This window comes from Marinisporobacter balticus (assembly GCF_004345705.1).
Taxonomy (GTDB): domain Bacteria; phylum Bacillota; class Clostridia; order Peptostreptococcales; family Thermotaleaceae; genus Marinisporobacter; species Marinisporobacter balticus.
This window is the reverse complement of the sequence record NZ_SLWV01000003.1, coordinates 132,746-157,044: the sequence shown is the minus strand read 5'-3', so window position 1 is coordinate 157,044 and position 24,299 is coordinate 132,746. Positions and strand designations below refer to the sequence as shown.

Below are 24,299 nucleotides of genomic sequence, written 5' to 3'. Positions count from 1 at the left end.
TTCACCCCCTCCCAACTACATTGTCTTATTCCTGTCTTAATATTCCTTGTTTTCTCAAATCCTCTTTGATATTCCTTGCAACTGGATTTATAACTTTTTTATCTGTACTTCCACCACTAATATTTACATATTCCCTTGTATCCTTTGCCATAAGACGGTTGAGTAGGTCTTTTCTCTCTTGGTTGTGCCTATTCTCACTTAAAAAGATATATAGCTGTTGCCATATAACCATTGATAACAATGCAAATGATAAAATCAATTGTGCGTCTACCTTCATTCTGTTTCACCTTCCAATGCCTTGAAAATCTCAGAAACCTTCATGCTCTCGTCTATCTTTACGCCATGCTCTTCTCCTAATTTAACAAGATCAGCTTTTGAGATTCTACCATCTACCTTCACGCAATCGAAAATTTTCTTTTCTATCGGTGTGATCTTGTTAGCTGCCAACGCTTCATCTCTTTGTCTTTCTAATTCATTAACTTCGGCTACGTGCAACTTTTCTTTTAATTCCTCTTCTGCTGCTGTTATATCCCCTGCTAATTGCTTTGTTAATTCCGCCTTGCAATCATCACAAAGATTGATACAAGTATGCTTGAACGCTAGATTCCCTACAATCCACTTTGTAGGTTTACGACAATTCTGCGTATCACATGCTACTCTGAAGCCTGTTTTTTCTATCCCTATCATTTTTCATTCCTCCTATCTCCATTTTGAATTTCTTTTGGCTTTGTTGATCTTGCGAACAAGGTCGTTCTTGATCTTCTCGACTTCACTTTCCTCTTTTGCTTTGAATTTAGGCACTTCCTTTTGCTGTGCAGCAATATAACAGTTGATCGCTCTTGCCATTATCATATCGTCATGCTTTCCTATCATAGCTTCAGCTTTTCCCTGCTCATTCTTCACAAATGTTGTCATTTCTACGAGCAAATCTAAGTCTCTGAATCTTTCTGGATGCTCTCTAAATTCTTGACGAAGCATAGATAATGCTAATGGTCTTGTCTGCTTATTTGTATTAAATCCAAATTTCTTTGTAAGTTGCCCTGAGAATTTATCTGGACTTTCCTCTCGCACGTATTGGTTTTTATATCCTAGCCTTGTAAGTTCTTTAACTGGATGGGTACTAAAATTTGTTTCTATTCCTAAAAGTGCATTGTTATAATACCTTCCAAGACAATACGCTTGCCTTGCGTAAAGATCCTCGTCTGTTTGAATCCTTATTGATGCAACTTCTTCTTTTGTATAATTATCTGTGAATACTGCTGTATTCCAGTCGCTACCTTCCCCAGCTGTGTCTCCACCACCTACATAAAAATGACCCCATTCGGGGCCTTGATATATCTTGACATATCCTGTTGGATCGTCTATCCACTTAATGCTGCTGTCTACTATCTTTTCATGAACATAATTAAATTCGAAGTATCCTGTCTTTGGCTCATTCTCTTTGAAATAGTCTTTCACTTCTGACATTCTAAGTGATACAGCTTCTATATCAAAGTAGTTACTTCCACTTGCAAGGAAAGCTTCTTCTGGTGTACATGGGTATTCCTGCTTGATGTCTTCTTTCTTATCCTTCCATTTATTGTAGTACCAATAGAGTTGCCCCCATGAGAGATTCTTGACTTCTAATAACCATTTGCATCTTTGATAGCACCATTCTGGATTTTCAACATTATCACTTCCTACTGCATTTTCTACATGTCTCTTGAAGTCTTTTTCCTTTTGTGTATCCTCGAATGTTAATTCATACTCCTGTGTCCTCCACCATTCATAAAACAGCTTTTCCCATGTGTTTTCTGTATCATCCCACATTTCTTTGTACTCGTTATACCCATTCGCTGTAGTTTCTAATATCTGTATGCTGTCCTTTGTAAGTGCTTCTCCTAGCCCTGTAAGTATAGATTTAAGATTATCCCAGAATGCTGATTCACTTCCATGGAAAAAATTAAGTGTCTTAGAACGACCAACGTCTTTATTCCCTGCTGTTGCTATCCTCCAACGTGAATTAAGTCCTTTCCCATTCTCTTTTAGGAAGTGAAGTTCTCTTCTATTGTTGTACTTCTCAGTTGGTTTGATTGCTTCTGGTAGATTATCTAATACAAATTTTGCTTTATCTGTAAAGATAGCTTCTGTATTGTCTGCTATATCTGCTAGTGTATATCCGGCAAAGTTCTTTCGTACAATAGCATATGATAACTGTAAGGCTGTGATCACTGTAGTAAAACCACCCTGCCTACCTTTTAAAAGGAGAAATTTAAGGTGGTTTCTTTTCCTTGCCGCATAATCCTCTATGGCTTTTTTTATATGCTCTAGTAGATTCCATTGTAACTCATTAAGAAAAAATGGAACTGTACGCTGCTCCTTATCTACTACAATGAAGAACATTTCTATTAATAATTCTGGTTGTGCTTGTATCTCCCTTCTTAGTTCCGCTGCTTCTTTTTGCAACAAATACTGTGCGATAGATTCTCTATAGTCTCTATCTAGTTCTATTTCTTTGTTCTGTTCCCACAACTGCTTTCTTTTTTCTATAATCTGTCGTGCTGTAAAGATCATTATGATTCACTTCCGAAAAAATCTTCTAATTTTTTATTAATGTTCACATCAACATGCTGTTTCTCTTTGTATTGATCTGGCAATCTATTTTTTAACATAAAAATATTCATTGTTGGATTTGGTGTTGCATATTTTGTAATTTCAACTACTTTGACCTCTTCTTTATCTTTTCCAATCTTTATTTTTATGGGTTGCTGTTCTACATAATAATATCCAGTAGCTTGTTTAAAAGCACTATTAATAAGTTCACCATTAGAGATCTCCTTCCCCTTTTTTATTGCCTCAGCAAACTCAGCTTTCTCTCTTTTCCATTTGTAAAATGTATCATGACTAATACCAATCATCTTACAAATTTCTTCATCTGTAGATCCTTGTTTAGCCCATCCTTGTACTGCTTCTAATTTACTAGGTATGTCTAATTTTTCCCACAATGGCTTTCTTCCTGTTTTCTTCTTTGTCACATCACCTCACCTACCTTATAATTTCCCCATGAAAAAAAGAGAGCTTTCACTCTCTTATCTTCTCTTATCATTCTTTTCTCTTAAATCTGTAATCTCTTTGACTCTACCTTGTTCAATTGCCTTTTTTACAGCCCCTTTTTCAGGGTCTAAAAGTTCTTTTGCATTTTTTATTTGTTTCATATCATCACCTCGACATTATTATTTGATATAGGAAATGATGCTATGCAGTATTGTTTTGGGAATGAAAAAAGAGCCGGTTGGCTCTTTACTCGTTCGTTTTTTCTCTTAAGGTATTAATAAATTCAGCAATTTTTTCTGCTGTTTCTTCATTGCTATTACCACTATACAGTTGCTTGCCATTAATCATTGCAATTGTAATTTCTTTTATTTGTTCATCATTCATAATTCCACCCCATTCCTACATCAATCGTTCGCAAGTTTCGACAATAAATTATTTCTATATATTAACCACATTTTTTATTTGTAATAGTGTCTTCACTTTCTCTTTCCCTATTTTCAAGTTTCATAAGAATTTTCTTTATTATCATAACCGTCTTTTCATCCATCTCTATAACCCCCTTTATCTACTCAATTCGATAAAAATGATTATATTCCTACTTAAATCGTTCGACAAAACAAAGCTTTTTATCCATCCTTGCCCCACCGTTTCTGCCTGATCCTCTTATTCCTTCTCTCGTATGAATCATGGCTCATGCAGTCTTTAGAACCCCAATACTTATCATCTATATAAACATCAATATCCTCACATTTATCTTTTTCAGGGCAATCTAAACATAGAATCTCACTAGCACATACAATCTTCCCATTATGGAATTTGACTTTACACCTGTGTTTTTCCATGATCGATTGCACCTCCTTTTTCACAGTAAAAAGGCACCCATTTGGATGCCTTTCATCTTTGTTTATATTACTATTAGTTTCTTCACTTTTTAGTTTGTTGTTGAATAAACTGACTCTTCAACTGTTTGCTCATCATCTTGATTTGTTAAATTATCTTCATCAATAGTTTCTTCTTCATCAGTGATTTCTATCGTTTCACTTTCTTCATCCCATTTTACTTTTAACCCCATTTTTTCTACAATGAATCTTAATGGCACTACAGTTCTACTATTCATTATTTCTGCAGGTACGTCTAACTGTACTTCTTCACCATTTACGTAAGCTACTTTACTATCTATTTGAAGGCTCATTTCAACGCCATCTTTAACAACGGTAACTATCTTGTCTTCTGGATTCCAATTTACTTGTGCACCAAAAGCTTGAGTTAAAGCTCTAACTGGAATTAAAGTTCTTCCTTCTTTGATAACAGGTGGTGTATCAAATTTCATATTCATACGTTTTGAAATTATATTCTCAACAGGTATTGTTTTTATTCCTGGATAATTCGCTTTAATTTCATTTACTGATTCCTGTAACTTTGCAAGTTCTTCTTGTGAATAAGATTTTTTAGCTACTTCTTTTAATTGCTTGATAGACCTTTTCAATTCTTTTTTTAAGTTTTTATCAACTTTTAGAGGTTTGATTTTTCCATCATTTGTTTCATCTTTTTCAGTTATTTCATCTTCTTCAATAGATTCAGTTGTTAGTTGTGTAGTAGTTTTAACTTGTTTTTCTTCTGCCTTATTATTTTTTTCTGATTTTGTACTTTCACCTTTTACACTTACGCTTTTACTTTTAGAATTACTAGAACTACTACTTTTAGAACCACCTTTTTTAGATCCTGCTAATGAATTTATAGGGCTTGCCAAAACTAACATTAATACTAGTAAAATAGATACCAAACTTTTCATTTTTTTCATTTCGAGTCCTCCTTTTTTTCAAAATTCGACTTTATTCTACTTTACAATAGTTTTTCCATGGTTTAAATAGTATAATTTTCTTATTTATCATTAGAAAATCATACCAACGTAAAAAACAGCCAATTTCTCGACTGTTTTTATTTGGAATAGAGATCTTTTGAGGTTATCAGGGGGACAACCATTTTTCCTTTGATATAGCAGTAAATTGTGAGATTTACTCTTTATATAATCATATCATGATTGGTCAAATGTGTTTTGCCTTGTTTTTGCCTATTCTACTGCTTATCTTACTTATCCAATTATAACTATATCCTAATTCATCTGATATTTCCTGTAGTGACCTTTCTTGTATATCTCTCATATACGCTACTTTTGCATCTAATCCAGTCAAACCCTTAAGTACTTCGTCTATCTTTTTTCTAGTTTCAAACTTGCTTTCTAAAATTTTCTTTTCCACTTCCAGCCTTACTCCTATTCTATTCATTCTATCTAAAATCCTATCCATAGATATATGTATAACCTGTCCACTTCCTGGTTCCCTTGAGTAATCTATTCCTGTGATCTCTTTTGGTCCTCTTAATAATAGCTTTTGCAACTGGATCAATTCATTCTCTATATCCTCTATGATACATTTATGCACGTCTATATCCGCACATAAATCCTTATAGTTATCTATGCAGTTCATATTTTGCCCCCTTTATGTATGCGCTTCTAGTCTTTTGGTAATAATCTCTATAAAGTTACTCTCTACCTCGAAATACAAAAGATTTCACATATGTTAATTAGGGGAGGTAGATATTATGACAATACATATCACTGTAAATTTATTTCCAATTACTTTTACTGCTGCGATGTGTACGATAACGATACCTTTACTTCTGAAGAAATTTTTTTCTAGATACCACAGATAAATCCCTAATTAACTAATGATAAAAGCGTAGAGAGTAATTTTGAATTTTGAAGTATTAATCCGTTATTATTTGGTAACAATCTTTATGTCGAGAATATGATGATTCGGTATCTTTAGTCCCCCTTTAATACCGAACGTTTTCATCATATTCTCGTTTTTATTTATACAAACCTTATAGTTAGTGTTATTGAACTTGTTTCTTAATCGATTCTACAAAATCACAAGTTTCAGAATATTCTATATTTACATCTGGATTTTCAGCACAGTATTAGTTATTATTGTTTTTTTTGTCATTTCATGCTATAATTTGTAGGTAATTCTATAATTTGAAAGGAGCAAAACTAATGGGAACTTCTATATTATTATTATTAGCAGGTCTATTTGCAATCATCTGTACTTTGAAAAAGCCTGCCTTTTATTGGGAAAGTCGCAAAGCTAGAAGATTAAGAAGATTTATAGGTGATACTGCAGCGACTTTCTTCTATATGGGTATGGGCATTATTTTAGTAGGTATAAGCATATTTAATTTATTAGGAATAATAACTATCTAAAATACTGAAAAGATCTTTTCAGTATTTTTTTCATTTTCAGACTACCCCTCAATTTAACAAAGTTTTATTTTTATCTTAACGATAATTTAATCTATCTTTGTTAATATTTGAATATACAAGTTTCACTTTACTTAATGATAAGGAGCGTGTATTCAAATGGAGAATATAAAACCATTGACTGAAATTAATAGTAGGCTTGAAGCAATCGTAAATAAAAAACCAGAAAATATAACACCCCAAGATTTATTAGAGATTGATAAATTACTAGATATATTAGTAGCATAGAAAATACATAAATCTTTCATCACTCAATCACGTTCTCTGCTTTTTCTGCTACTAAAGCATATTTTTTACAAAACTCTTCAAACTTGAGCTCTACATTGAACGGCATATACATCTTCATTCCTACCACCATCCGAAAATACATGTGTATTATCTTTGAGTTTTTTTATTTTCTTCCATCATCCTTACCCCTCCTAGAGCAACTATTCTGTATTTCCGAATAGTTGCTAAGTCTTATTTTAGTGTTGAAGCAAAAATATCATCCCCAGCACCTATACTAAAATTCTATTTAATACTTTAAGCCTATTTATTTCAATCTTAGTGCATGTTATTATTGTATTATCAGATTATTCATTGTATTTTAAGTATTGCTATAAAATATGCGCCTTTTAATATCCTCCTCCTATATATTGGACTTTTGCTTTCTAGCAGGAGTCCTTTGTGATTTATAACTATTTACGTTAAATAATCCAAAGACCTGAACTAATTTGACCTTTAATTCCCATTTTAGTTTGTTATTGTTATTTATCCCTACCCTTGATATAATATTAACTATTGAATATTATTTATAGGGAGTGGTATTTTTGAGTTACTTAAATTTATTTATAAAATATATGATTTTCTTTATGGTAGGTAACTTATCTTTATCTCTGTTAAATAAGAAATATAGATTTAGAGAAAAAATCTTTATTAAAATAAAATCTAAGGCATTATTTTTCGTGTTATGGATTTTATGCTCAACTATCATAATTACTTTTGCCTCAAGATCTTTTAATATTGATAAGGAGATCTTTCAAGCAATTAGTATTGGCTTTTTAACTTTTTTGATAAGTAGTTCACGCTAAATACACTGTTTCTGATACTCAACAGCTTTTCTTACCCTATTCCATCTATCGGCTATCCTAAAAGCCACTTTCGTGGCTTCAGGATAACTAAAATCACACAATGCATAAAATTGTTTCTCTTGTCTTTTCATTAGCTCTTCCAAATTTATTACCATAGTGCATTTTGCACCCCTTCATAGTAGTTTTTATTATTATGCCACTACTGCATGTCCAACTTTCCCTACTCTTTTGAAAGTTAGCTATTGCTTTTCTCATTGCACTTGCCTTGCTCATTGAGATACAATATATTCAATTTGCAAAATCCATTCTTACAATGTTTGCACTTTAGATTGTCACATCTGATAATTCTCATAGTTTTACTTACGCCCCCTTATCTTGTGTTTCCAATTTTTAATTCATCAACCCCAAATTCTTGTATGTCAATCCTGCTATCACTCCCAAAGTTCACAAAACATCTATCTCCTGAATGTGTATAATACCTTCCATGCTCTCCGGTACTCTTCACGCTTATATTCTTCAAGCACTGCTGACAATAAATCATATTTCCTATTACAATCAAAGCTGTGCTTATAGGCGATTTACCGCAAGTTTTACACCTTATCGATCTATATCCCATCATGCCTCCCCCTTTATTTCTTGTTATACTTATTTGCCTCTTCTCCAACTCTCCAAAGAGATCTACAGTGTTCATGTATTAATTGCATTTGTCGATACTTTCCGTAACAATACTTTTGAAGCTCCGTCTTAGTTACATCTTTCATTGCTGCTAGTTTTGATGCACTAGCTTGGAGATCATTCCATCTATCAGCTAATGCCCAAGCTTGTTGCGCTATTTCAAATGCGCCTGGAAAATTTTCCGTAGTAAGTTCCATGTAGCTTCTAGCAATTTCACAATACTTTTCTATATCCTCAGGAAACAAATCATCTAAGTCAATTTTCTTTCTGGCCATTATCTCACCATTCTAATGCCTGTAAACATATTTAGTTGTTTTGCCACTGGCTCTAATTGATTCCACACTTCAAATTCTTCATCCAAAATGTCTTTGATTCTTGCTTTGGTAGTTGCCCAATCCTTTCCTAAGGTTGCAACAAGATTTCCCCAATCTTCAATATCATGATTTTTTAAGGAACCGTCTTTATCTATGTGAAGTAATTCATGATAAAGTAATGCTACAATCTGCTCTCTTTGCATCCGTTCAATGTAATAATTTCGTATTTCTAATATATATTCATAACCTAACATTTCTCGCATTTCTTTATTGGCTAATTTCGTTTTTGCAATCCATGGATTCTTAGCTGTTCCTGGTTCCCATTCCATATCTTCAATGAAAAGTATTTTGTATGGATCTATGTGATTTAGCTCCTTAAATTTATCAACTAGCCTTAATGCTGTTGGTCTATACTGATAATTTTTGATCCAATGCTTGTCCCCAAATTTTCCATTATCCAGCTTTCTGATCCGTCTAAGATTTCCACCATCTGATAGATTTGTGAAGATAATGTTGTATCCTCCATCAAAAGTCAGATCTTCTAATAACTCACCATTTTCTTTATTAATTACTTTCAATACTTTCTTCATTTCACGTCCCCCAATCCACTTAAATAATCCAAAACAATTCCGTTTCTAGGTTCCACCTCAACCATTGTCTCTACAGGTATGTAGTTAAAACCTCTTTTCCCTTTGTTCTGTTGCCATCGATCCCAATACTGTAAAACTTTCTCTCCTCGTATCAAGTATCTTTTGTTGTGTGTTTTCATAAAGCAGAGAATGAAAGTAACTTCATTCATTGTTACTGCAGCTTTCATGTAATCTATTTGATGTGGCTCTATATATTTCAGTGGAAGGCCTCTATCTTCTTTCTCAACTTCTTTGCAATCAAAGGATATGGATGTTCCACCTTTTACCGTTCCCCTAAAATCCAAGGTACTTTTTTCTTCTGGAAAGGCTGATACTATTTGTTTTCCTCGTCTTACAACTTTCCACGGTGTACTGATCTTTTGTATGAGTGCTATGCCTCGGTTTTTATATCCTGTATTGGCCATTTTAACTTCTTGCTCAAATACCATGCCTTTATTGGCCATCTTGTAGTTTTTTGTATAGTTCATGTCTCGCATAGAATTTTCCCCTTTTATTTAAATTAATTCATATTATTTATTACTACTCAGAACTATTGATTTTATAGGTATCTATTTTTAGGTCATATTCTCCTATATCAATCTTCCTCCATCCTTAAAATTTTTATGAATTTCCAGCCTCGATCAAACAGCTTTACAAAATGTCCTTGTATTTTCTTTATTGCTATTTCTCTATGCGTTTCTAATGCCTTATATATAATTCCAACTGCTACCTGGATAACATCCATTGCTTCTTCCACTACTTTACCTATTTGTTCTTCATCAACAACTGCACCATCTTTTTCTAAAAACTGTGTTCTAGTCAACTCATTGTGAAGTTCTGCATACTCCTCAACTAGCTTTTTCTTGTGTTGCTTCCAAGTTTCGTCTTTCTTCAAAATCGGTATTAAAATATTCAATTTTGATCCCCCTTCACATTCTCCACAAACCGCTGAATTGCAATTTCTTTCTTAATCGCTTGTCTATTTAATTCGCAGATCTCTTGTGCTTCTGCAAATAACTTCTTCCAGTCCATACCCTTTTGTGCAAGTTCTACTACTCCGCTCGATACTTCCATAGCATAACGATCTTTCATGGTTACTCCCCCTTAATTCGATTTGTTTTTCCTAAACAAAACTTCTAGCTCTTCCTTGGTGTACTTAGATGTCCGCTGCTCAAAGTTGTTGAACCTATTTTGCTTCTGACTATAATTGCGTTTTGGATAATCGCTCTTCTTTTGCGTATGCTTTGTAATATCCACCGCTGGCTCACTTGGATTTGCTTTCTCTGCTGCTTCTCTAGCTTTTTCTTTTTCCCACTCGTCTTTAATGAGCGAAGTGAAGTAATTAAAACTGTTTATGTCTATCCGTCCATTATTTGCTTTTTTATATCGCTTACACCCTAAGTCTATACACTTAATAACAAAGTCAACTGGATAGCCTTTTTCATAGACTTCTAGCATGATCTGTAGATCCTTACTTCCAGGAAATCTACTAAGCTTTTTCGCATAATATTGTTCAAGCTTTCTAAGATTCGATTCTTCTCCAGAGTCGGCATCTGGATTTTCTTTATCCTGTTGTGTAAGATCGGCACCTACATCGGCGACAGGAGTTTTCTGTTGTATGGAGTCGGCATCCATATCGGCGACAGAATTATTCGAATCGATTTTTTGATCGCTAGAGTCGGCATCTAGCTGATCAATATTTTGTTGCTGGATAAAGTCGGCATTTACCTCAGCATATTTTTCTTTCCCTTGCGCGCTTATATCATCATCATTATTATCTTTAATATTATATTTAATATATCTTTCTTGGGGAGCTAATTCGCTACCTGGGGAGGTAACTAATTCGCTACCTGTATGGGTATCTTTTTCGTTGGGAGGTAGCGTTTTAGTTCCCCCCCAACTTTCATAGTCTTTATTAAACTCAATCGTTCTTGGTGATGAAAAAGTTGCTTCTTCAACTACATGAATTAGATTCATTTCAATAAGAGATTTCAATTCTCGTTGTACTTGCTTTTTATGAATTTCTGTAGCCTTAGAAATAAATGTTTCTGATAACCCATGATCCTTTCTATTAAATCCGTAAGTATATCTCCAAACCACCATGATAATCCTAAATTGCGTACCGTTTAATTTTACTTGTGCAATCTGTTCTAATATTTCATGTGCAATTTTCGTATAACCATTTTTAGTTTGTGGATTTGCCATCTCACCACCTACTTATAAAACACATTTACATGTATAAATTTACAAATTACTGTCAAGACTAATGATAGAATAACTATGCAGATTCGGATTCTGCGCTCTTTTTTTAACCTGCGGGGAATATATCCCCGCTTAATTGATCTAGATATATATTTCATAGCTTGTCCTCCTATTTGGTTTCGAATGGTGTACCAGTTAGGTCTGCTTGTTCATTGTCCCTGCCTTCAACCTTTTCTTCATGTTGAAGTTCATGTTCTTCTTCAACTTCATAATCTGCTTCTATAAATACATTTTCCGGTTCAACTTCCGTCATATCATCTGATATTTCTGTTTTGATAGTTGTATCCTGAGCTAGTTCTCTGTGGAATTCAACTTTAATTGGTGCATATTTTAATACCTTTTTTAGTATTGTTTTCTTTGCCATTTCATCAAAGTTATTTGTCCATGGTGAATATTTGCTGTTGTAACTCTGAGAATATTTTTTAGCATGTTCTTGTACATCCTCTTTACTTACTACCTCAAAGCCATATCCTCCATTTTTAAGCTTGTAAAACGAATAGTATGCTATAACATTACCCCTATCTTTTAAGACTGGTTTATGGTGTAATTTAGGATCTAATCCATATTCATAATCAAAATCATCATTCTTATATACTGCATGTGCCTGTATTGAAGCGAATTCTCCACTTCTGTGTGCTAAATCTATCAATCCTTTATATCCAACTTGGAACTGCACTTCTAAAATTCCTTTGTTTTTAAATGGAATTAAATATGCTTGTCCAAGTGGTGTGTTTGGCTCTAATCCTAGCTGTGCTGCATTCATTAACGCTCCCATAAAGCTTTTTGGTGTACACTCTGCTAGTTTTGGATTTACACTTATTGAAGTTAAAGCCATTCTCGTAAATCTTTCAGGTGTTATTACTTTTGGAAGAGCTTTTTTTATCTCAGGCTCCATGACCTTAATCCAATCTTTCATAGTCTTAGGCTCTTTTTTTTCGCTTATCTCGTTACTATTTGTTTTACTTGCTAAAGCATTTTTCGCTCTGTCGCTTGCCATTTTTAACTCCTCCTATTTAATTAAGAATCTTCTACTTACGCTTTCGTTAATATAGTCTTTATACATCTCAGGATGATCCATCTTAAATCTTTTGCTATCAAACCTGTTACTCTTTGAAGTTTTCCAAGTTATCTTTCTATCTCCAATTAAAGCTGTTTCATTTTCTCCCATTTGCAGTTGTATATCTTGTTCCATCTGTTTTTTCTCAGTCTCTAGTTTATTGATCATTCCTTTTATTTCATCTAACCTTTGAATCTTAAGTTCAAATTCATAACCTTCTAGATTTATTACTGTTCCAGGATCAGAACTTGAATACATTTCTCTTAAAATACCATCTGCATCTTTAGATCCATCGGGAGCCGGCATTTCATTGGCAAGAACATGATCTTCCCAAAACTCTTTTTCAATATTGATAAGATGATTGATTGCGCTTTCATCTCTCTCGATTCTCTTATAAACAAACTTCTCATTTCCGATTAAGCATGCTATCCACCATGCATCTGCTCCTGTTACTGCCATATAATGCAAACACTGTATTTCATAATGTAGCGGTATTCCTTCTTCCCATTCGCTCTTTGCATATGAATTTGTAGTCTTACATTCTAACCCTTCATTTTTCCCTACAATCAATCTATCAACATTCGCAAACATAAAATCATATTTAGGATGTTGTAAAATCGCATTTCTACGTCTAACTTTCATTTCTGTTGCTTCTTCAAATCTCTTTGCTACATAATCCTCTAAATCTCTTCCTATTCTCATTCGCTCGTTATCTTCTACTGGATCTGCCTTTCCTGTTTTATCCAAGAAAACCGATATTGGAGATTTCCAAGGATTTAATCCCGCTATTGCCGCTGCATCACTTCCGCCAATACCTTTAGTTCTTGAACCAAGCCACTCGTCGTGATTCATATTTAATGTATTTACTAAAACTTTAGCTTGCATATGTTCCCCTCCTAATACTCTCTATGACAGTCTGCATATTCGTCACAAAACTCTTCGAAACTTTGCAATTCAAGAACTTCCTCACAGTTTCTATCTGCTTCATCTAAGAACCTATCCACATATCTTTCGTACATACTTGTAAGATCAGCCATATTAACAACTCACTTCTTCTAGTTCTTCCATTCCAAATACTTCTCTCATGAATGGATTGTAATTCTTTGTAACCTTTAACCTTACAAGACCTTTCGCTCCATGCTGTACGATACGACCTTCCATATTAGTTCCGATTATTCTGTATGTTTTTCCCATGCTCATTCCTCCCTTGAATACGTTTGGGCAAATCTGCTATAATACTAATAACTATAATTTTTCTAGTGACCTTTTTCAGACTGCCATCTGATAAGGTCTTTTTTTCTACTTGTCCAACTTTTTTTCAAATCTTACAAACTTACCATCTCTACAAACTGCTACTAGTCCAGCTTCACCATACAATCTTTCTAAAGTTTCCACGCTAATCATTTATTTTTCACCTCCTTCTTTGGCTCGTCTTTTGATTTCAGATTTAACCCCCTCCCAAATTTTAATTTTTTCTTCTTGATCTATTTGTTGCTTCTCGATATGCTCTTTTATCATATTCACATGAACCTCAGCTATTCTTTCTCTTAACAATTCTTGCCCCTCTTGTGTTTTTGGAAAATGAACTCTAATATTCATACCACCACCTCATTACACTTTATGAAAATCCCAGTTTGTACTATGCTACGAACTTGATAACCATTTCTTTAACTATGCTTGAGTAGATTTCTTTAAGACGCGGATCACTCTCTATTGCATCTAACTTGCATACCTTATTGATTTGTGTCTTTGTTGATCCTGTCTCTTCCAATCTTTGTTTCATATTTTTTACTCGTACATTTAAATTGCAATGTGCTCTCATTTCTAATAATCTGTAACTTTCAGACTTTGTCTCTTGAAAGTTCATCATAGAATTTTTAGAAACCTTATTGACCATGGTTTGTATATCCCTTCGCCAATTATCATCCTTCATAAGCAAAGTATCTTTTACGTTTTTTATTGTTTCTCTTGTTGTAGCTACTTCCTCTCTCGTTAAAGCTAATTGCCTTTTTACTTCTTTCATACTTTCTGCTTGTAAAATTATTAAATCTTCTATACTTTGTGGTTTCACAAGCTCTCTTACTTTGAAATACGTTTCTACTAATTGGTCATACACTTCCCACGCTCTATCTGTTCCTAACGATTTTGCATGATAGAAACAACCTCTTTCTGTCCATAAGTACAATACTGAAACAAATTTAAGGGTGTCGTCATTTTGACGTGAGCCTTTAAAATCTACTAAAGCTTGTCCAGTTAATGCAAAATAATGTTTCCCTTCTTGGTATCTGTCTTTGTTTCTTTCAAAATTCCTTGTTATTTGCTTTGAATCTGTTTCAAAGCGATCTGCTAATTGTTTTGTACTTAGAACTCTCTGCCCCTCCATTTCGATTGGTACTAGGTTATTCATCCTTTGTATCCCTCCTTTCTTTTTTTTCTGCAATATGTCTTCTATCAATCGCTTTTCGAACAGAGGCTGTCGCAAAATCCCATCTATCTTCACCATCTTCAACGATCTCACCCTTTACTTGAGCTAACTTCAGTGCTGGTAATCTTGCCAATAACTTCACCTCCTAATGGTTTTATTTGAAGTGGGAAAACTATAATTAAGCTGAATGTTGATCATTTGTTTCTTTTTTGTATACTTCATTTTTAAAAAAAATTTCTTCAATAGAAGTATTAAATATTTCTGAAATTTTCTTTGCTTCTTTCAAAGTAAATTGAGTATGTTCATTTTCTTTGTTTCTGTATGAAACTACTGATATTCCAAGTTTTTGTGCGATTTTATTTTGGTTTAAATCATGCTTCACTCTAAGTGACTTTAAATTTCTCATTATACTCCTCCTCTTTTGTTTCTTTTTTGTATACTTAAATTATAGTTTCTTTTTTGTATACTGTCAATATGTATTTTACCAAAAAGATAAAAAAAATATACATTTTAGAAACTTTCGTTTCTCTTGCGTATTTTTCCTATATAATAAAGATGGGTGATGAACATTATGAGAAAATATTTTGGAGATAGGTTAAAAGAACTAAGAGTCGAAAAAAATCTTACTCAAGAAGAACTTGCTAAGATCTTTAATACAGGAAAAGCTTCGATTTCTCATTATGAAAGTAATCGACGTATGCCAGATGCACATTCTATTGAAAAATTTGCAGAGTTTTTTAGTGTATCAACTGACTATCTTCTTGGAAGAACAGATATTAAGAGTCCTTCTAATGATGAAATCAAAATAGAAACCAAAGCTTATCATAATCTAAATATTGGTGGACTAGCTGAGGAAGATATTTCAAAAGTTGAAGAGTATATTGAGTTGTTGAAGCAAAAGTATAATCCTGATGGGACTTTGAAGAAGAAATAAATCGTTATTGATACTCAAATCTGTAGGTTTGAGTATTTTTTAGGGATGTTTATGGAATATTTTTCTTTAGTTGTTATTATATTCATCATGCAACATTGCATATTAGTGATTGATATACACCTAGTCCATATTTTATACAAGTTCTTAATGTTTATAATACAAACTTCATATTATTAATTTTGTATGTGATATGGTGAACACATATCATAAATAACTAATTTTTTTAATATTTAGTATCTCATAATAGGATTATGAATAAAATCATAAGGAGGTAGGCGTATGGCTAATAAGGTAGTTTTAGATGCACTTATTCCAAGAGAGGATTTTGATGTTCAAGACCAAACTCAAGTGGCTTTAGGTAGAAATAAAACAACATTATCTATACCAGATTTGGAATATGAGTCATTTTTCTTTTCTACTATAAGAAAACCCGATTTTCAACGAGAAACAAATGAGTGGGATGGTAATAAAATTGCAGAGCTTATCAAAAGTTTTATAGAAGGAGAATTGGTTCCAGCAGTAATTTTATGGAGAAGTTCAGGGAATTATATTTTTGTAATAGATGGTTCTCATAGACTAAGTGCTTTATCGAGTTGGATAAACAACGATTATGGGGATGGAAGCATATCTTTGGAATACTATGGCGGAGAGATACCAGAAGAGCAAAAGGAAATAGCTGAAAAGACTAGAGAAATAATAAACTCAGAAATAGGTCCTTTTAAGGATTATAAAATAGCTAATAGGTATCCAGAAAAAGTATCGAAATATGTTGCAGAAAGAGCAAAGGGCTTAGGCGCCTTAGCTCTTCAAGTTCAGTGGGTAGAAGGTAATTCTAAAAAAGCTGAAGAATCATTTTTTAAAATAAATCAACAAGCTGCACCTATCCACCCAACAGAGTTAATGTTAATAAAATCTAGGAAAAAAGCTAATGGAGTAGCAGCTAGAGCAGTTATAAGAAGTGGTAAGGGGCATAAGTATTGGTCTATATTTGGAACAGAAAAGCAATATGAAATTCAAAAATTGGCTACAGAGATACATACATTATTATTTAGACCTATTTATGAAACACCAATAAAAACACTTGATTTACCTATAGGTGGAAAAATATTTTCTAATGATGGGTTGACATTGGTTTATGAAACGATAAATATAGTAAATGAAATATCCGATAAAAATTTAGATAGTATTAATGATGATGTAAATGGGAATGAAACTATTAAATGCTTAAAAAGGACTAAAAAAATACTTTCTAGAATAAACAGTGTACATCCTAGTTCTTTAGGGCTACATCCGATAGTTTATTTTTATTCATTAAGAGGTCGTCATAAAATTGCATCATATTATGCTGTATTGAGCTTCGTAATATATTTAGAAGAAAATAAAAAATTTAATAACTTTATAAAAATAAGAAAAGATTTTGAAGAGATACTCTTAAATTATGAATTTTTAGTGCAACAGATAGTAAGAAAATATAGACAATCTAAGAATGGATACCTTCATATTAGAGATTATTATATCGCAATTATGGAAAATTTACTTAATAAAAACGATGTAGAACAAACAATTGATAAAATTATACAAAGTAAGGAATTTGCTTATTTAAAGAAGGCTGTAAAAGACGAGGAAGAAATAAAGGCTAAGAAATTCTCTAAAGAAAGAAAGTCTTTAGCTTTCATAGTAGAAAGTGTAAAGACAGCTAATAGATGTGCTATATGCAACAGTTTACTACATAAAAATTCAATTACTATAGATCATAAGACACGAAAAAGTGAAGGTGGATTAGGCACTGTAGAAAATGCACAATTAGCCCATCCATACTGCAATTCAACATATAAGAATTAAGAAATGGTCAAAACTGAGGTGCCCGAGTAAATATTTCCATACAAAAAAATCATGGTGGACATTCTAATAGAAAACGGATATCCACCATAAAAAAACATAATCTATCATTTTTTTAAACTGTAACCTAAATTTATTGAACTATGTCCTTAAACTAATGTAATTCCGCTTCCTATTATCCATATTTTGTGAACAAAACTATTTTTCTTGCTATTTTGAGGTGATTTCATGCCAAAAATAAATTATCAAAAATTAAAAAGCATAATTGATGAATGGGACCCAATTCAATTATTTCCAGGTGCTCCTGATGATGAATATATTATTGAAATAAATACGATTTATGATTTGGTTGATGATAGTACAAATGTAGAAGAATTGGTGTTGATAATACGGGGAGTATTTTTGAAATATTTTAAATTGATAAATGTATGGGGGTTGCTAGGAAGGTTTTGGGTGAGTAGATAAAAATACCTGAGATTGGATGTATGTTGATTATGTCTGCTCTTAGGTGTTTATTTTATTTTTGCCCTGCCCTGCTTGTTTTAAGAGTCTATATAAAAATATAGTAAACACAACACACTTCTATTTTATAATATGTTGCATTCAAAATGTAAAAAAGGAAAAGGTGATTATAAAAATCACCTTCTATCCTTGTATTTTCAATTATTTGATGAGTTTCACCCAATGCAACACAATTACTGGGCCTGGTGAAAAACTCTAAAACCAGATCATATTGATGGTAATTTACTATTTAATCTCAAAAAAATTCTGTTTAAAGAGCTTAAAACACTTGCATCTTATATGAAATTTTAGTTTTTCACCACGCCCTACTATTGTGTTGCACTCGAATTGTTTGGAATCTATATTAATGTTCCCGCAGTTCGTGATCGTGCCTTGTTCATCTTCTACTCTTAATAACTTAATCACTCACATCCAAATCTCGCGCAATGCTTATTAACAATTAGGCATGTCGCTAACTGGCGTGTTATGGGAAGTTAATAGCGCATTTTATAATTTCAAATTGGTTATTATCCACTTCGCTTCCTTAGTCACTTTATTTCTAGTCAAGAAAACGGATAAACCCTTTCTTATTTTTATCTTAGAATATGTCTTATTTACTAAATCTTTAAATTTACTTTTAGAAGTTACATGATACTCCAAACCATACTTATTTAAGAATAGCATAAGGAATAAATGAAATGACATTAGTACATTATAATTCTTGTTATCATTTTTATTTTCAACTTGTGATAAACATTTTTTATTTTTCCCCCATATCATAAGCAACTAATTTCCCATAACGTGCTTAGGCTTTACGTCGGCCTACATCTTTTTAGTACGATAATGAAAAGTCTATGTTATCAGATGGATTAACAATCTATCCATAAAATTAATAAAATAATTATACATATATGGCAACTGCAAAACTATTTGCTTATCACTTCGTGAAATTTACTAAAATTTATAGCTTCTTCCTACTCTTTTTTTATATCACCCTCAAATACATAGTAGCCTTCAATTCCCACAATAGCAAAAAAACCATCGTAACAGCTGATTCTTATTTTAATTTCATCACCATTTTTCAACTTATCAACCCCTAATTTCTCACCTTTCCACAAAACAAAATTTGGTTTGTATTTTGCTTTAGGAAATAAGGTTTTAGCAATATCATTATTTACCTCAAAATAATTGATCTTATCCTTTAAGTCTTCTAAATCCACAATAGAGCTAATAATTTTTCCATCTATCTCTTCTGAATTATATGTTTCTGTGTCATAGACAGTTAAACTATCAATTTCATTGATAATTTTTTTTGCATGTAAATGCTTACAAATTTGATATCCAATAGTAAGAATAATAGCTATTGTTACTGATATTATAATAAATTTTATTACAACTTTTCTTTCCATTAAACCCCTCCATATTAACATAAGCCCACGATTCTATCTGATAACATTTCGGATTAGCGACGTCTCTGAACTGGTTCCTTAGAGCTTTACCCTATGGCGGTGCTTACACCCAGTGAAGAGATGTCTGCTAATGTTTTGTTAGGTGATGCTGTCGCTTTCCTCAGAGAAAGCCCAACATTTTTTTAGTTTATCTATCACTTTATGTTCGAAAATAACAATTGAACAAAAATAATAATTAGTTAGATTTACAAAAAAGAGCCATGCCGCTCCAGCTGAAGTAAATTTCGATATAAATTTGATTTCATTTAAACTCAATATACTATCTTTTATCATCTCTGGTTTAAAAACTTCAAATAAGCTTAGCAGTCCCCAAATATATAAATTAAAAAGATAATTTATATCAAGTATCACTTTAAGCTTCTTTTTATTTTTGCACAACAAGTAAGCTATGCTTGTGATTACAAAAATAAATATTGATGTAAAAACAGTTATTAATGCAATTCCCATTAGCGAATTAACATTTACTGGCATCAATTTAACTAGTTCATTAGCTACTAGAAAGCTACAAGATATTGCCAAAATATTTATTAATATCAATAAAGAAATAATAAGAATCATGAAATTTCTAATAAATTGTATTAATCCCATTTTACAGCACCTCCATTAATTTATTTTCCTTATGTATGGTATTTGATATACAACAGTATTATAAAACTCAAAATAATTACATTTTGATTCTGAACACTCTCTTTATATGCTCTGCTATAATTACTAACCATTTTATATCCATAGGAAATCCTGATAAGTATACGACTAGCGACTATGTCACCTAACGGGCTTGCTATATTGCGACGTTCCACATATTTTTAGTGGAATGTATACAAATAGCATGTTAGCTTATGTTCAAGCGTTAACTTGTCCATTAATCTCAGCTTTTTTTACAATATAGTTTACAAAAGCTAAAATTCTATCTATATAATAAATAGTTTCTTCAAATGTTAAAGCAGATATATAAGCATCCCCATGTCTAATGTCTTTGTATTCATTGTGAAATCTCTTCCAAATATTAATACAATCACCAACTATAAATTTAGGTCCCCAATCTTTTTCATTAATTCTAAAATATTCAGCTGCTTTCTCATATGATTTTTCTCCAGTAATTTTTTTAATTACTGTTTCAGTTGCAGATAAGCAATCTCTTATAGCATCTTTTCTTGCTCGTATATTATCAATATCCTTTAATTGAGACTTTGCTTGTTTTATATGCTCAACTGCCTGCGAACTAATTTCTTCTAAACACTCTATTGTATCTTCTATATTAGCCATATCAATACTATCAGCTAATACCCATGGTTTTTCTCTATTATCAACTAACCTATATCCAATATTATGTTCCTCTAAAATATCATTAACATCATAAATTGAACTATTATCAGTTATAGTGAAAATTGCTTCTGATACAAAATCCATAAATCTATGAAATTTTTTATTCTTAAATCCATATATATACTCATAATAGTCATTAAGAATAAAATCCCATCCCCAATTAGCAGTTCGCTCTGATGATGCATATTTAGATACAAGATTACACAATTCAACCATCAAACTATCTACCGCTAATCTTCCTCGTCCTGTATAATTTCTTGATCTTTCTTTAATACCATCTGGTAATATACTACAGATATCTTTAACTAAATTCATATCTAAATTATTCATATTCATATCATTAGTATTATAACTTTCATATTTAGGAAAAATTTCTTTAAACTTCATAAAAACCTCCAATACACAGTTTGAATGTCAGCTAACTATTGATTACCGACATTGAAAGTTCGTTTTTTATACCTTTTATCGTAATATTTGCGAAACAAGGTTAGGTAATTTTTACTTATACAAGATGATTTTATATTACAACAATATGGATTATTTTACAATTTAAAACAGGTTTTTAAAGATTAATTTAAAGAATATTCCCCCTACTCTACTTTTTTCATAATACTTTTATCCATACTTCACAATCCATAATTATAAACTTGCATACCTCGAAATATATCTTTATACATTTTACACCTATTTTGTCGTAAAATTTGTCACTTATGGTCGATTTCCTAGGATATTTTGTATAAAAAATAAGAACTAGATAAAGTCTAATTCTTATTGTAGCTTAAAATGTTGAGTTTTTCACCACGCCCTTGACTTGTTTCGTTAGTTTGATTTAAATTTATATTATATTTGATATAGCGCTTGTACTTTCCATGGTTTAATAATCCAATCTCCATTTTCATCATCTGGAATAAGCCCTTGCCCATCACCTCTTTGGTATACTAACCCAAACTCTAATTCTCCAACTTTCGATTTTCCATTAGTCTCCCATTCTACCTCGATTAGCACTCTTCTTAAAGATATTGCTCTTTCTTCCACTTCAAGCAATTTATACGAGATAAGAGCTTTGTTTTGAAAAAGTTCTCTACATAGTTTAGGTCTTACTTTTTCAGACTGTTCATATCTAAATAAGTCTTTAAGTAAAATTGAGAGCCTTCCATAGTTTTGCTTAGACCAGCATTCAAACACTTTTATTACTTTCTTAACATAATCATAACTATCATATTCTTCATATTCTCCACTCTCAGGAATATCCTTTCCAATAATAACTTTTCTTGGTTTCCACTCTTTTATCGTAATTTTATCTTCATTATTTTTCTGTAATTTTTTAGCAAGTTCATTCCACGTTGGTACCTCTTGATCTTTTTGAAAATTATCTTTTCTAATTTCTTCATTTTTCTTATTCATCATCCAATCGTGAATTGCAAAAATCAATACCAAACATTTACTAGAAACAAGTATATTATCATAATTTAAATCTCTTCCATGTAATATCCCATTTCTATATGGAACATCAATCATCTCTATGTTCGTTTTTTTCCGTCTTTGACAATATATATTTTTTAGTTTTGCCAATCCATCACTACATCCTACAAGGCAATCCCATGCACTGACATCTGTATCCTCTGCAAAAAATCCTTTTCTCTTAGTATAATCATTTACTGCTCCATCTATAATCATCAAAAACACAGGGATACTTGCATGATATCGACCTTCTTTATGATCTTCGAATGCTCTTAATATTAAATTATAACGTAATGCCAATTCCTCACAATTCTTTAACATAAATAAATTTTTTTCTATTTCAGTAGAATAATATGTAGTCAATACTTTTTCTGCTTCTTCTATTCCTTTCTCATCATACACTTGATTAGCTTTCTCAATCAACGTTAAACTAATTGAATCATAAACTATCCATCCTTTGTCAGAAAATCGTTCATTAAACAGTTCTATTTGCATGAGTAAATTATTGAATTGCTTTTGAACATCTTGGAATTGTTTTCTAACTTCTCTTCCTCCTAAAAAAGATACTATTTTCATTCCCTTTATTTCATTTTTAAATTTCTGAATACTAGGCATTTCATTTTCAATCTTCTTCAAGCTCCTCACCCCTTATGAAAACTCATCCTATTGTATATTATATCAATTTATTGCATATCTCTAAATACTGCTTAAAAATTTGACAAATTCTCAAATCCAACCACCGATTGTAAAAATTAATAACGTTACCCTCTCTCCAAGATTCAAAAACTGTTTTCCTCTTTTTTCACTACTTATATCAAAAGTTATTTTTTATTATGTACTATTATACTAACTAATTTTGCTAGAAAATCATATATGTATTCTCTAAAGAAGCCCTTTTGATTTAAAATACTTTTTCAATGTTGGAATAAGTTTTTTTGCAGCAGCCTCTAACGAATCTGGTTTAGATACCGCTAAATATTTTCTAGTTGATAAGAAAACTGGCAAATCATTCTTATCTACATCTTCATGTACCACCGCTAATACTAAAATGTCATTTCTTCCGGCAAGTCTCGTTAAAAAACCATCCATTTCAATTTGACACCAATTGGATTTTATGAACTCTTTCGTAATCCAAAATATTACAGCGCCAGATTCTTTTATACCCTCTTGTACTTTTGTAACTATTGATTCACCATAATCAATGTTAATATCATCATACCAAATTGGTAGATTAGCAGCATTAAGATACGGAATCAAATCTTCTATCTCTGGTTTATTTCTTGATGTATGGCTCAGAAATACAGGAACTTTTTTCCCAAGTGGTCTCATTGAAATTATTTTTGCAACTTCATCCCTTTCTTTATAATCAAACAGTGCATTGAATTGCATCTCCAGCATATGTGGAGTTCCGAGTGTAGCAGTGTTAAACCTTTTGTAAGCCATTTCACTAAATAACTCATCATAATTTATGTCGGGTCGATATTTTACACCAACATTTAGAAAAAGTTCTTTCATTCTGTTAATGTGGCCCTCTTCTGGCTGGTCATAGCTTAGTACTATAAAGAACTCTAAATTATAAATGTTTTGATTGACCATCAGATTTATCATTTGAAGTGAAGTAGCATCTTGCTCCTCTAAAAGTATTTCAAGAACCGGAATAAGCGGCTTTCTTACACCATAATCACACTCCCAAACATAATCACGATCTAATGTTTTTTCCATCAATCATTCCTCCTATCTATATATGCAACAAAAGTCAATGGTATATAACGATTGCTCACCCACCCTAAAAGTTCGATAATATTTACTTATATAAGATGATTTTATAGTATAGAAATACAAAATATTTTACAATTCAAAATATATGTTACTAAATGTTATTATGTAACTTGCATACCTCCAAATATATCTCTATACATTTTATACCCATTTTCTCGTAAATTTTGTCATATTATGTCTAAGCAAAAAATAATTTATAACTCACT

General features: G+C 31.9%; 35 protein-coding genes. 5 read left to right on the top strand and 30 right to left on the bottom strand.

Annotated elements, in window-relative coordinates; genetic code table 11:
- Positions 1–25 precede the first annotated feature (25 nt).
- The 9 genes from EV214_RS03745 to EV214_RS03715 all read right to left on the bottom strand — a co-directional run bounded on the left by EV214_RS03745 (position 26) and on the right by EV214_RS03715 (position 5,519).
- Positions 26–277: a hypothetical protein gene (locus EV214_RS03745; protein WP_132242861.1), complete on the bottom strand. Its 252-nt coding sequence runs from the start codon at positions 275–277 to the stop codon at positions 26–28.
- The gene (locus tag EV214_RS03740) at positions 274–687 is read right to left on the bottom strand and encodes a hypothetical protein (RefSeq protein WP_132242859.1); all 414 of its coding nucleotides are present in this window, start codon (positions 685–687) and stop codon (positions 274–276) included. The genes EV214_RS03745 and EV214_RS03740 overlap by 4 nt, the downstream gene beginning before the upstream one ends.
- 12 nt (positions 688–699) lie before the next feature.
- Positions 700–2,553, bottom strand: a complete 1,854-nt coding sequence (locus tag EV214_RS03735; protein WP_132242857.1) for a hypothetical protein — start codon at positions 2,551–2,553, stop codon at positions 700–702.
- Positions 2,553–3,014: a helix-turn-helix domain-containing protein gene (locus EV214_RS03730; protein ID WP_132242855.1), complete on the bottom strand. Its 462-nt coding sequence runs from the start codon at positions 3,012–3,014 to the stop codon at positions 2,553–2,555. Before EV214_RS03730 ends, EV214_RS03735 begins: the two co-directional genes overlap by 1 nt.
- 54 nt (positions 3,015–3,068) lie before the next feature.
- Positions 3,069–3,194: a hypothetical protein gene (locus EV214_RS19305; protein ID WP_279233099.1), complete on the bottom strand. Its 126-nt coding sequence runs from the start codon at positions 3,192–3,194 to the stop codon at positions 3,069–3,071.
- Positions 3,195–3,279: 85 nt separating this feature from the next.
- On the bottom strand, positions 3,280–3,417 hold the full coding sequence (locus EV214_RS18625; protein ID WP_165916208.1) for a hypothetical protein: 138 nt from the start codon (positions 3,415–3,417) through the stop codon (positions 3,280–3,282).
- A gap of 242 nt (positions 3,418–3,659) precedes the next feature.
- A complete protein-coding gene (locus EV214_RS03725) occupies positions 3,660–3,875 on the bottom strand; it encodes a hypothetical protein (RefSeq protein ID WP_132242853.1) in 216 nt (71 codons plus the stop codon).
- Between the two features lie 89 nt (positions 3,876–3,964).
- Entirely contained in the window at positions 3,965–4,834 is an 870-nt protein-coding gene (locus EV214_RS03720) for a copper amine oxidase N-terminal domain-containing protein (protein ID WP_132242851.1), read from the bottom strand.
- 244 nt (positions 4,835–5,078) lie between these two features.
- Entirely contained in the window at positions 5,079–5,519 is a 441-nt protein-coding gene (locus EV214_RS03715; RefSeq protein ID WP_132242849.1) for an RNA polymerase sigma factor sigma-70 region 4 domain-containing protein, read from the bottom strand.
- Between the two features lie 569 nt (positions 5,520–6,088).
- On the opposite strand from EV214_RS03715, the gene EV214_RS03710 reads away from it, so the two are divergent.
- Both EV214_RS03710 and EV214_RS19300 read left to right on the top strand, forming a co-directional pair.
- A complete protein-coding gene (locus tag EV214_RS03710; RefSeq protein ID WP_132242847.1) occupies positions 6,089–6,295 on the top strand; it encodes a hypothetical protein in 207 nt (68 codons plus the stop codon).
- Between the two features lie 156 nt (positions 6,296–6,451).
- Positions 6,452–6,580, top strand: a complete 129-nt coding sequence (locus tag EV214_RS19300; protein ID WP_279233098.1) for a hypothetical protein — start codon at positions 6,452–6,454, stop codon at positions 6,578–6,580.
- A gap of 838 nt (positions 6,581–7,418) precedes the next feature.
- On the opposite strand, the gene EV214_RS18620 is transcribed toward EV214_RS19300, so the two are convergent.
- The 16 genes from EV214_RS18620 to EV214_RS03650 all read right to left on the bottom strand — a co-directional run bounded on the left by EV214_RS18620 (position 7,419) and on the right by EV214_RS03650 (position 15,190).
- Entirely contained in the window at positions 7,419–7,577 is a 159-nt protein-coding gene (locus tag EV214_RS18620) for a hypothetical protein (protein ID WP_165916207.1), read from the bottom strand.
- A gap of 215 nt (positions 7,578–7,792) precedes the next feature.
- Positions 7,793–8,038 (bottom strand): hypothetical protein, encoded by a 246-nt coding sequence (locus EV214_RS03705; protein WP_132242845.1) that lies wholly within the window; start codon positions 8,036–8,038, stop codon positions 7,793–7,795.
- A gap of 13 nt (positions 8,039–8,051) precedes the next feature.
- Positions 8,052–8,372, bottom strand: a complete 321-nt coding sequence (locus EV214_RS03700; RefSeq protein WP_243116540.1) for a hypothetical protein — start codon at positions 8,370–8,372, stop codon at positions 8,052–8,054.
- Positions 8,372–9,001, bottom strand: a complete 630-nt coding sequence (locus tag EV214_RS03695; protein ID WP_132242843.1) for a putative metallopeptidase — start codon at positions 8,999–9,001, stop codon at positions 8,372–8,374. Before EV214_RS03695 ends, EV214_RS03700 begins: the two co-directional genes overlap by 1 nt.
- On the bottom strand, positions 8,998–9,537 hold the full coding sequence (locus tag EV214_RS03690) for a Holliday junction resolvase RecU (protein ID WP_243116539.1): 540 nt from the start codon (positions 9,535–9,537) through the stop codon (positions 8,998–9,000). Before EV214_RS03690 ends, EV214_RS03695 begins: the two co-directional genes overlap by 4 nt.
- A gap of 98 nt (positions 9,538–9,635) precedes the next feature.
- Entirely contained in the window at positions 9,636–9,956 is a 321-nt protein-coding gene (locus EV214_RS03685; protein ID WP_132242839.1) for a nucleoside triphosphate pyrophosphohydrolase family protein, read from the bottom strand.
- Positions 9,953–10,132: a hypothetical protein gene (locus EV214_RS03680; RefSeq protein WP_132242837.1), complete on the bottom strand. Its 180-nt coding sequence runs from the start codon at positions 10,130–10,132 to the stop codon at positions 9,953–9,955. The genes EV214_RS03685 and EV214_RS03680 overlap by 4 nt, the downstream gene beginning before the upstream one ends.
- Before the next feature lie 12 nt (positions 10,133–10,144).
- Positions 10,145–11,245: a replication protein gene (locus EV214_RS03675; RefSeq protein WP_132242835.1), complete on the bottom strand. Its 1,101-nt coding sequence runs from the start codon at positions 11,243–11,245 to the stop codon at positions 10,145–10,147.
- Positions 11,246–11,411: 166 nt separating this feature from the next.
- Complete coding sequence (gene recT, locus EV214_RS03670) at positions 11,412–12,299, bottom strand: recombination protein RecT (protein WP_132242833.1); 888 nt, start codon at positions 12,297–12,299, stop codon at positions 11,412–11,414.
- Between the two features lie 12 nt (positions 12,300–12,311).
- Positions 12,312–13,244, bottom strand: a complete 933-nt coding sequence (locus EV214_RS03665) for a YqaJ viral recombinase family nuclease (RefSeq protein ID WP_132242831.1) — start codon at positions 13,242–13,244, stop codon at positions 12,312–12,314.
- Positions 13,245–13,255: 11 nt separating this feature from the next.
- Entirely contained in the window at positions 13,256–13,396 is a 141-nt protein-coding gene (locus EV214_RS18615; protein ID WP_165916206.1) for a hypothetical protein, read from the bottom strand.
- Between the two features lies 1 nt (position 13,397).
- A complete protein-coding gene (locus EV214_RS18610) occupies positions 13,398–13,553 on the bottom strand; it encodes a hypothetical protein (protein ID WP_165916205.1) in 156 nt (51 codons plus the stop codon).
- A 210-nt stretch (positions 13,554–13,763) separates the two neighbouring features.
- Positions 13,764–13,958 (bottom strand): hypothetical protein, encoded by a 195-nt coding sequence (locus EV214_RS03660; RefSeq protein WP_132242829.1) that lies wholly within the window; start codon positions 13,956–13,958, stop codon positions 13,764–13,766.
- 40 nt (positions 13,959–13,998) lie between these two features.
- Positions 13,999–14,766, bottom strand: coding sequence for an ORF6N domain-containing protein (locus EV214_RS03655; RefSeq protein ID WP_165916204.1), 768 nt, complete (start codon positions 14,764–14,766; stop codon positions 13,999–14,001).
- Entirely contained in the window at positions 14,759–14,917 is a 159-nt protein-coding gene (locus EV214_RS18605; protein ID WP_165916203.1) for a hypothetical protein, read from the bottom strand. Before EV214_RS18605 ends, EV214_RS03655 begins: the two co-directional genes overlap by 8 nt.
- A gap of 45 nt (positions 14,918–14,962) precedes the next feature.
- Complete coding sequence (locus tag EV214_RS03650) at positions 14,963–15,190, bottom strand: helix-turn-helix transcriptional regulator (protein ID WP_132242825.1); 228 nt, start codon at positions 15,188–15,190, stop codon at positions 14,963–14,965.
- 165 nt (positions 15,191–15,355) lie between these two features.
- Here EV214_RS03650 and EV214_RS03645 point away from each other — a divergent pair, with 165 nt between their 5' ends.
- The 3 genes from EV214_RS03645 to EV214_RS03635 all read left to right on the top strand — a co-directional run bounded on the left by EV214_RS03645 (position 15,356) and on the right by EV214_RS03635 (position 18,022).
- Positions 15,356–15,718 carry a helix-turn-helix domain-containing protein gene (locus EV214_RS03645; protein ID WP_132242823.1) on the top strand — a complete coding sequence of 121 codons (363 nt, stop codon included), beginning with the start codon at positions 15,356–15,358 and terminating at the stop codon, positions 15,716–15,718.
- 279 nt (positions 15,719–15,997) lie between these two features.
- Positions 15,998–17,560, top strand: coding sequence for an HNH endonuclease family protein (locus EV214_RS03640; RefSeq protein ID WP_132242821.1), 1,563 nt, complete (start codon positions 15,998–16,000; stop codon positions 17,558–17,560).
- 225 nt (positions 17,561–17,785) lie between these two features.
- Positions 17,786–18,022: a hypothetical protein gene (locus EV214_RS03635; protein ID WP_207669615.1), complete on the top strand. Its 237-nt coding sequence runs from the start codon at positions 17,786–17,788 to the stop codon at positions 18,020–18,022.
- Positions 18,023–19,032: 1,010 nt separating this feature from the next.
- On the opposite strand, the gene EV214_RS03630 is transcribed toward EV214_RS03635, so the two are convergent.
- The 5 genes from EV214_RS03630 to EV214_RS03610 all read right to left on the bottom strand — a co-directional run bounded on the left by EV214_RS03630 (position 19,033) and on the right by EV214_RS03610 (position 24,036).
- Positions 19,033–19,467, bottom strand: a complete 435-nt coding sequence (locus EV214_RS03630; RefSeq protein ID WP_132242819.1) for a hypothetical protein — start codon at positions 19,465–19,467, stop codon at positions 19,033–19,035.
- 138 nt (positions 19,468–19,605) lie between these two features.
- Complete coding sequence (locus EV214_RS03625; protein ID WP_132242817.1) at positions 19,606–20,115, bottom strand: hypothetical protein; 510 nt, start codon at positions 20,113–20,115, stop codon at positions 19,606–19,608.
- 255 nt (positions 20,116–20,370) lie between these two features.
- The gene (locus tag EV214_RS03620; protein WP_132242815.1) at positions 20,371–21,240 is read right to left on the bottom strand and encodes a hypothetical protein; all 870 of its coding nucleotides are present in this window, start codon (positions 21,238–21,240) and stop codon (positions 20,371–20,373) included.
- Positions 21,241–21,693: 453 nt separating this feature from the next.
- Entirely contained in the window at positions 21,694–22,950 is a 1,257-nt protein-coding gene (locus EV214_RS03615; RefSeq protein WP_132242813.1) for a hypothetical protein, read from the bottom strand.
- Between the two features lie 246 nt (positions 22,951–23,196).
- Positions 23,197–24,036, bottom strand: a complete 840-nt coding sequence (locus EV214_RS03610; protein ID WP_132242811.1) for a toll/interleukin-1 receptor domain-containing protein — start codon at positions 24,034–24,036, stop codon at positions 23,197–23,199.
- Positions 24,037–24,299 lie beyond the last annotated feature (263 nt).

Coding starts and splice junctions, on each gene's coding strand:
- EV214_RS03745 (WP_132242861.1), bottom strand. CDS start 277: ATGAAGGTAGACGCACAATTGATTTTATCATTTGCATTGTTATCAATG.
- EV214_RS03740 (WP_132242859.1), bottom strand. CDS start 687: ATGATAGGGATAGAAAAAACAGGCTTCAGAGTAGCATGTGATACGCAG.
- EV214_RS03735 (WP_132242857.1), bottom strand. CDS start 2,553: ATGATCTTTACAGCACGACAGATTATAGAAAAAAGAAAGCAGTTGTGG.
- EV214_RS19305 (WP_279233099.1), bottom strand. CDS start 3,194: ATGAAACAAATAAAAAATGCAAAAGAACTTTTAGACCCTGAAAAAGGG.
- EV214_RS18625 (WP_165916208.1), bottom strand. CDS start 3,417: ATGAATGATGAACAAATAAAAGAAATTACAATTGCAATGATTAATGGC.
- EV214_RS03725 (WP_132242853.1), bottom strand. CDS start 3,875: ATGGAAAAACACAGGTGTAAAGTCAAATTCCATAATGGGAAGATTGTA.
- EV214_RS03720 (WP_132242851.1), bottom strand. CDS start 4,834: ATGAAAAAAATGAAAAGTTTGGTATCTATTTTACTAGTATTAATGTTA.
- EV214_RS03715 (WP_132242849.1), bottom strand. CDS start 5,519: ATGAACTGCATAGATAACTATAAGGATTTATGTGCGGATATAGACGTG.
- EV214_RS03710 (WP_132242847.1), top strand. CDS start 6,089: ATGGGAACTTCTATATTATTATTATTAGCAGGTCTATTTGCAATCATC.
- EV214_RS19300 (WP_279233098.1), top strand. CDS start 6,452: ATGGAGAATATAAAACCATTGACTGAAATTAATAGTAGGCTTGAAGCA.
- EV214_RS18620 (WP_165916207.1), bottom strand. CDS start 7,577: ATGGTAATAAATTTGGAAGAGCTAATGAAAAGACAAGAGAAACAATTT.
- EV214_RS03705 (WP_132242845.1), bottom strand. CDS start 8,038: ATGGGATATAGATCGATAAGGTGTAAAACTTGCGGTAAATCGCCTATA.
- EV214_RS03700 (WP_243116540.1), bottom strand. CDS start 8,372: ATGGCCAGAAAGAAAATTGACTTAGATGATTTGTTTCCTGAGGATATA.
- EV214_RS03695 (WP_132242843.1), bottom strand. CDS start 9,001: ATGAAGAAAGTATTGAAAGTAATTAATAAAGAAAATGGTGAGTTATTA.
- EV214_RS03690 (WP_243116539.1), bottom strand. CDS start 9,537: ATGCGAGACATGAACTATACAAAAAACTACAAGATGGCCAATAAAGGC.
- EV214_RS03680 (WP_132242837.1), bottom strand. CDS start 10,132: ATGAAAGATCGTTATGCTATGGAAGTATCGAGCGGAGTAGTAGAACTT.
- EV214_RS03675 (WP_132242835.1), bottom strand. CDS start 11,245: ATGGCAAATCCACAAACTAAAAATGGTTATACGAAAATTGCACATGAA.
- recT (WP_132242833.1), bottom strand. CDS start 12,299: ATGGCAAGCGACAGAGCGAAAAATGCTTTAGCAAGTAAAACAAATAGT.
- EV214_RS03665 (WP_132242831.1), bottom strand. CDS start 13,244: ATGCAAGCTAAAGTTTTAGTAAATACATTAAATATGAATCACGACGAG.
- EV214_RS18615 (WP_165916206.1), bottom strand. CDS start 13,396: ATGGCTGATCTTACAAGTATGTACGAAAGATATGTGGATAGGTTCTTA.
- EV214_RS18610 (WP_165916205.1), bottom strand. CDS start 13,553: ATGGGAAAAACATACAGAATAATCGGAACTAATATGGAAGGTCGTATC.
- EV214_RS03660 (WP_132242829.1), bottom strand. CDS start 13,958: ATGAATATTAGAGTTCATTTTCCAAAAACACAAGAGGGGCAAGAATTG.
- EV214_RS03655 (WP_165916204.1), bottom strand. CDS start 14,766: ATGAATAACCTAGTACCAATCGAAATGGAGGGGCAGAGAGTTCTAAGT.
- EV214_RS03650 (WP_132242825.1), bottom strand. CDS start 15,190: ATGAGAAATTTAAAGTCACTTAGAGTGAAGCATGATTTAAACCAAAAT.
- EV214_RS03645 (WP_132242823.1), top strand. CDS start 15,356: ATGAGAAAATATTTTGGAGATAGGTTAAAAGAACTAAGAGTCGAAAAA.
- EV214_RS03640 (WP_132242821.1), top strand. CDS start 15,998: ATGGCTAATAAGGTAGTTTTAGATGCACTTATTCCAAGAGAGGATTTT.
- EV214_RS03635 (WP_207669615.1), top strand. CDS start 17,786: ATGCCAAAAATAAATTATCAAAAATTAAAAAGCATAATTGATGAATGG.
- EV214_RS03630 (WP_132242819.1), bottom strand. CDS start 19,467: ATGGAAAGAAAAGTTGTAATAAAATTTATTATAATATCAGTAACAATA.
- EV214_RS03625 (WP_132242817.1), bottom strand. CDS start 20,115: ATGGGATTAATACAATTTATTAGAAATTTCATGATTCTTATTATTTCT.
- EV214_RS03620 (WP_132242815.1), bottom strand. CDS start 21,240: ATGAAGTTTAAAGAAATTTTTCCTAAATATGAAAGTTATAATACTAAT.
- EV214_RS03610 (WP_132242811.1), bottom strand. CDS start 24,036: ATGGAAAAAACATTAGATCGTGATTATGTTTGGGAGTGTGATTATGGT.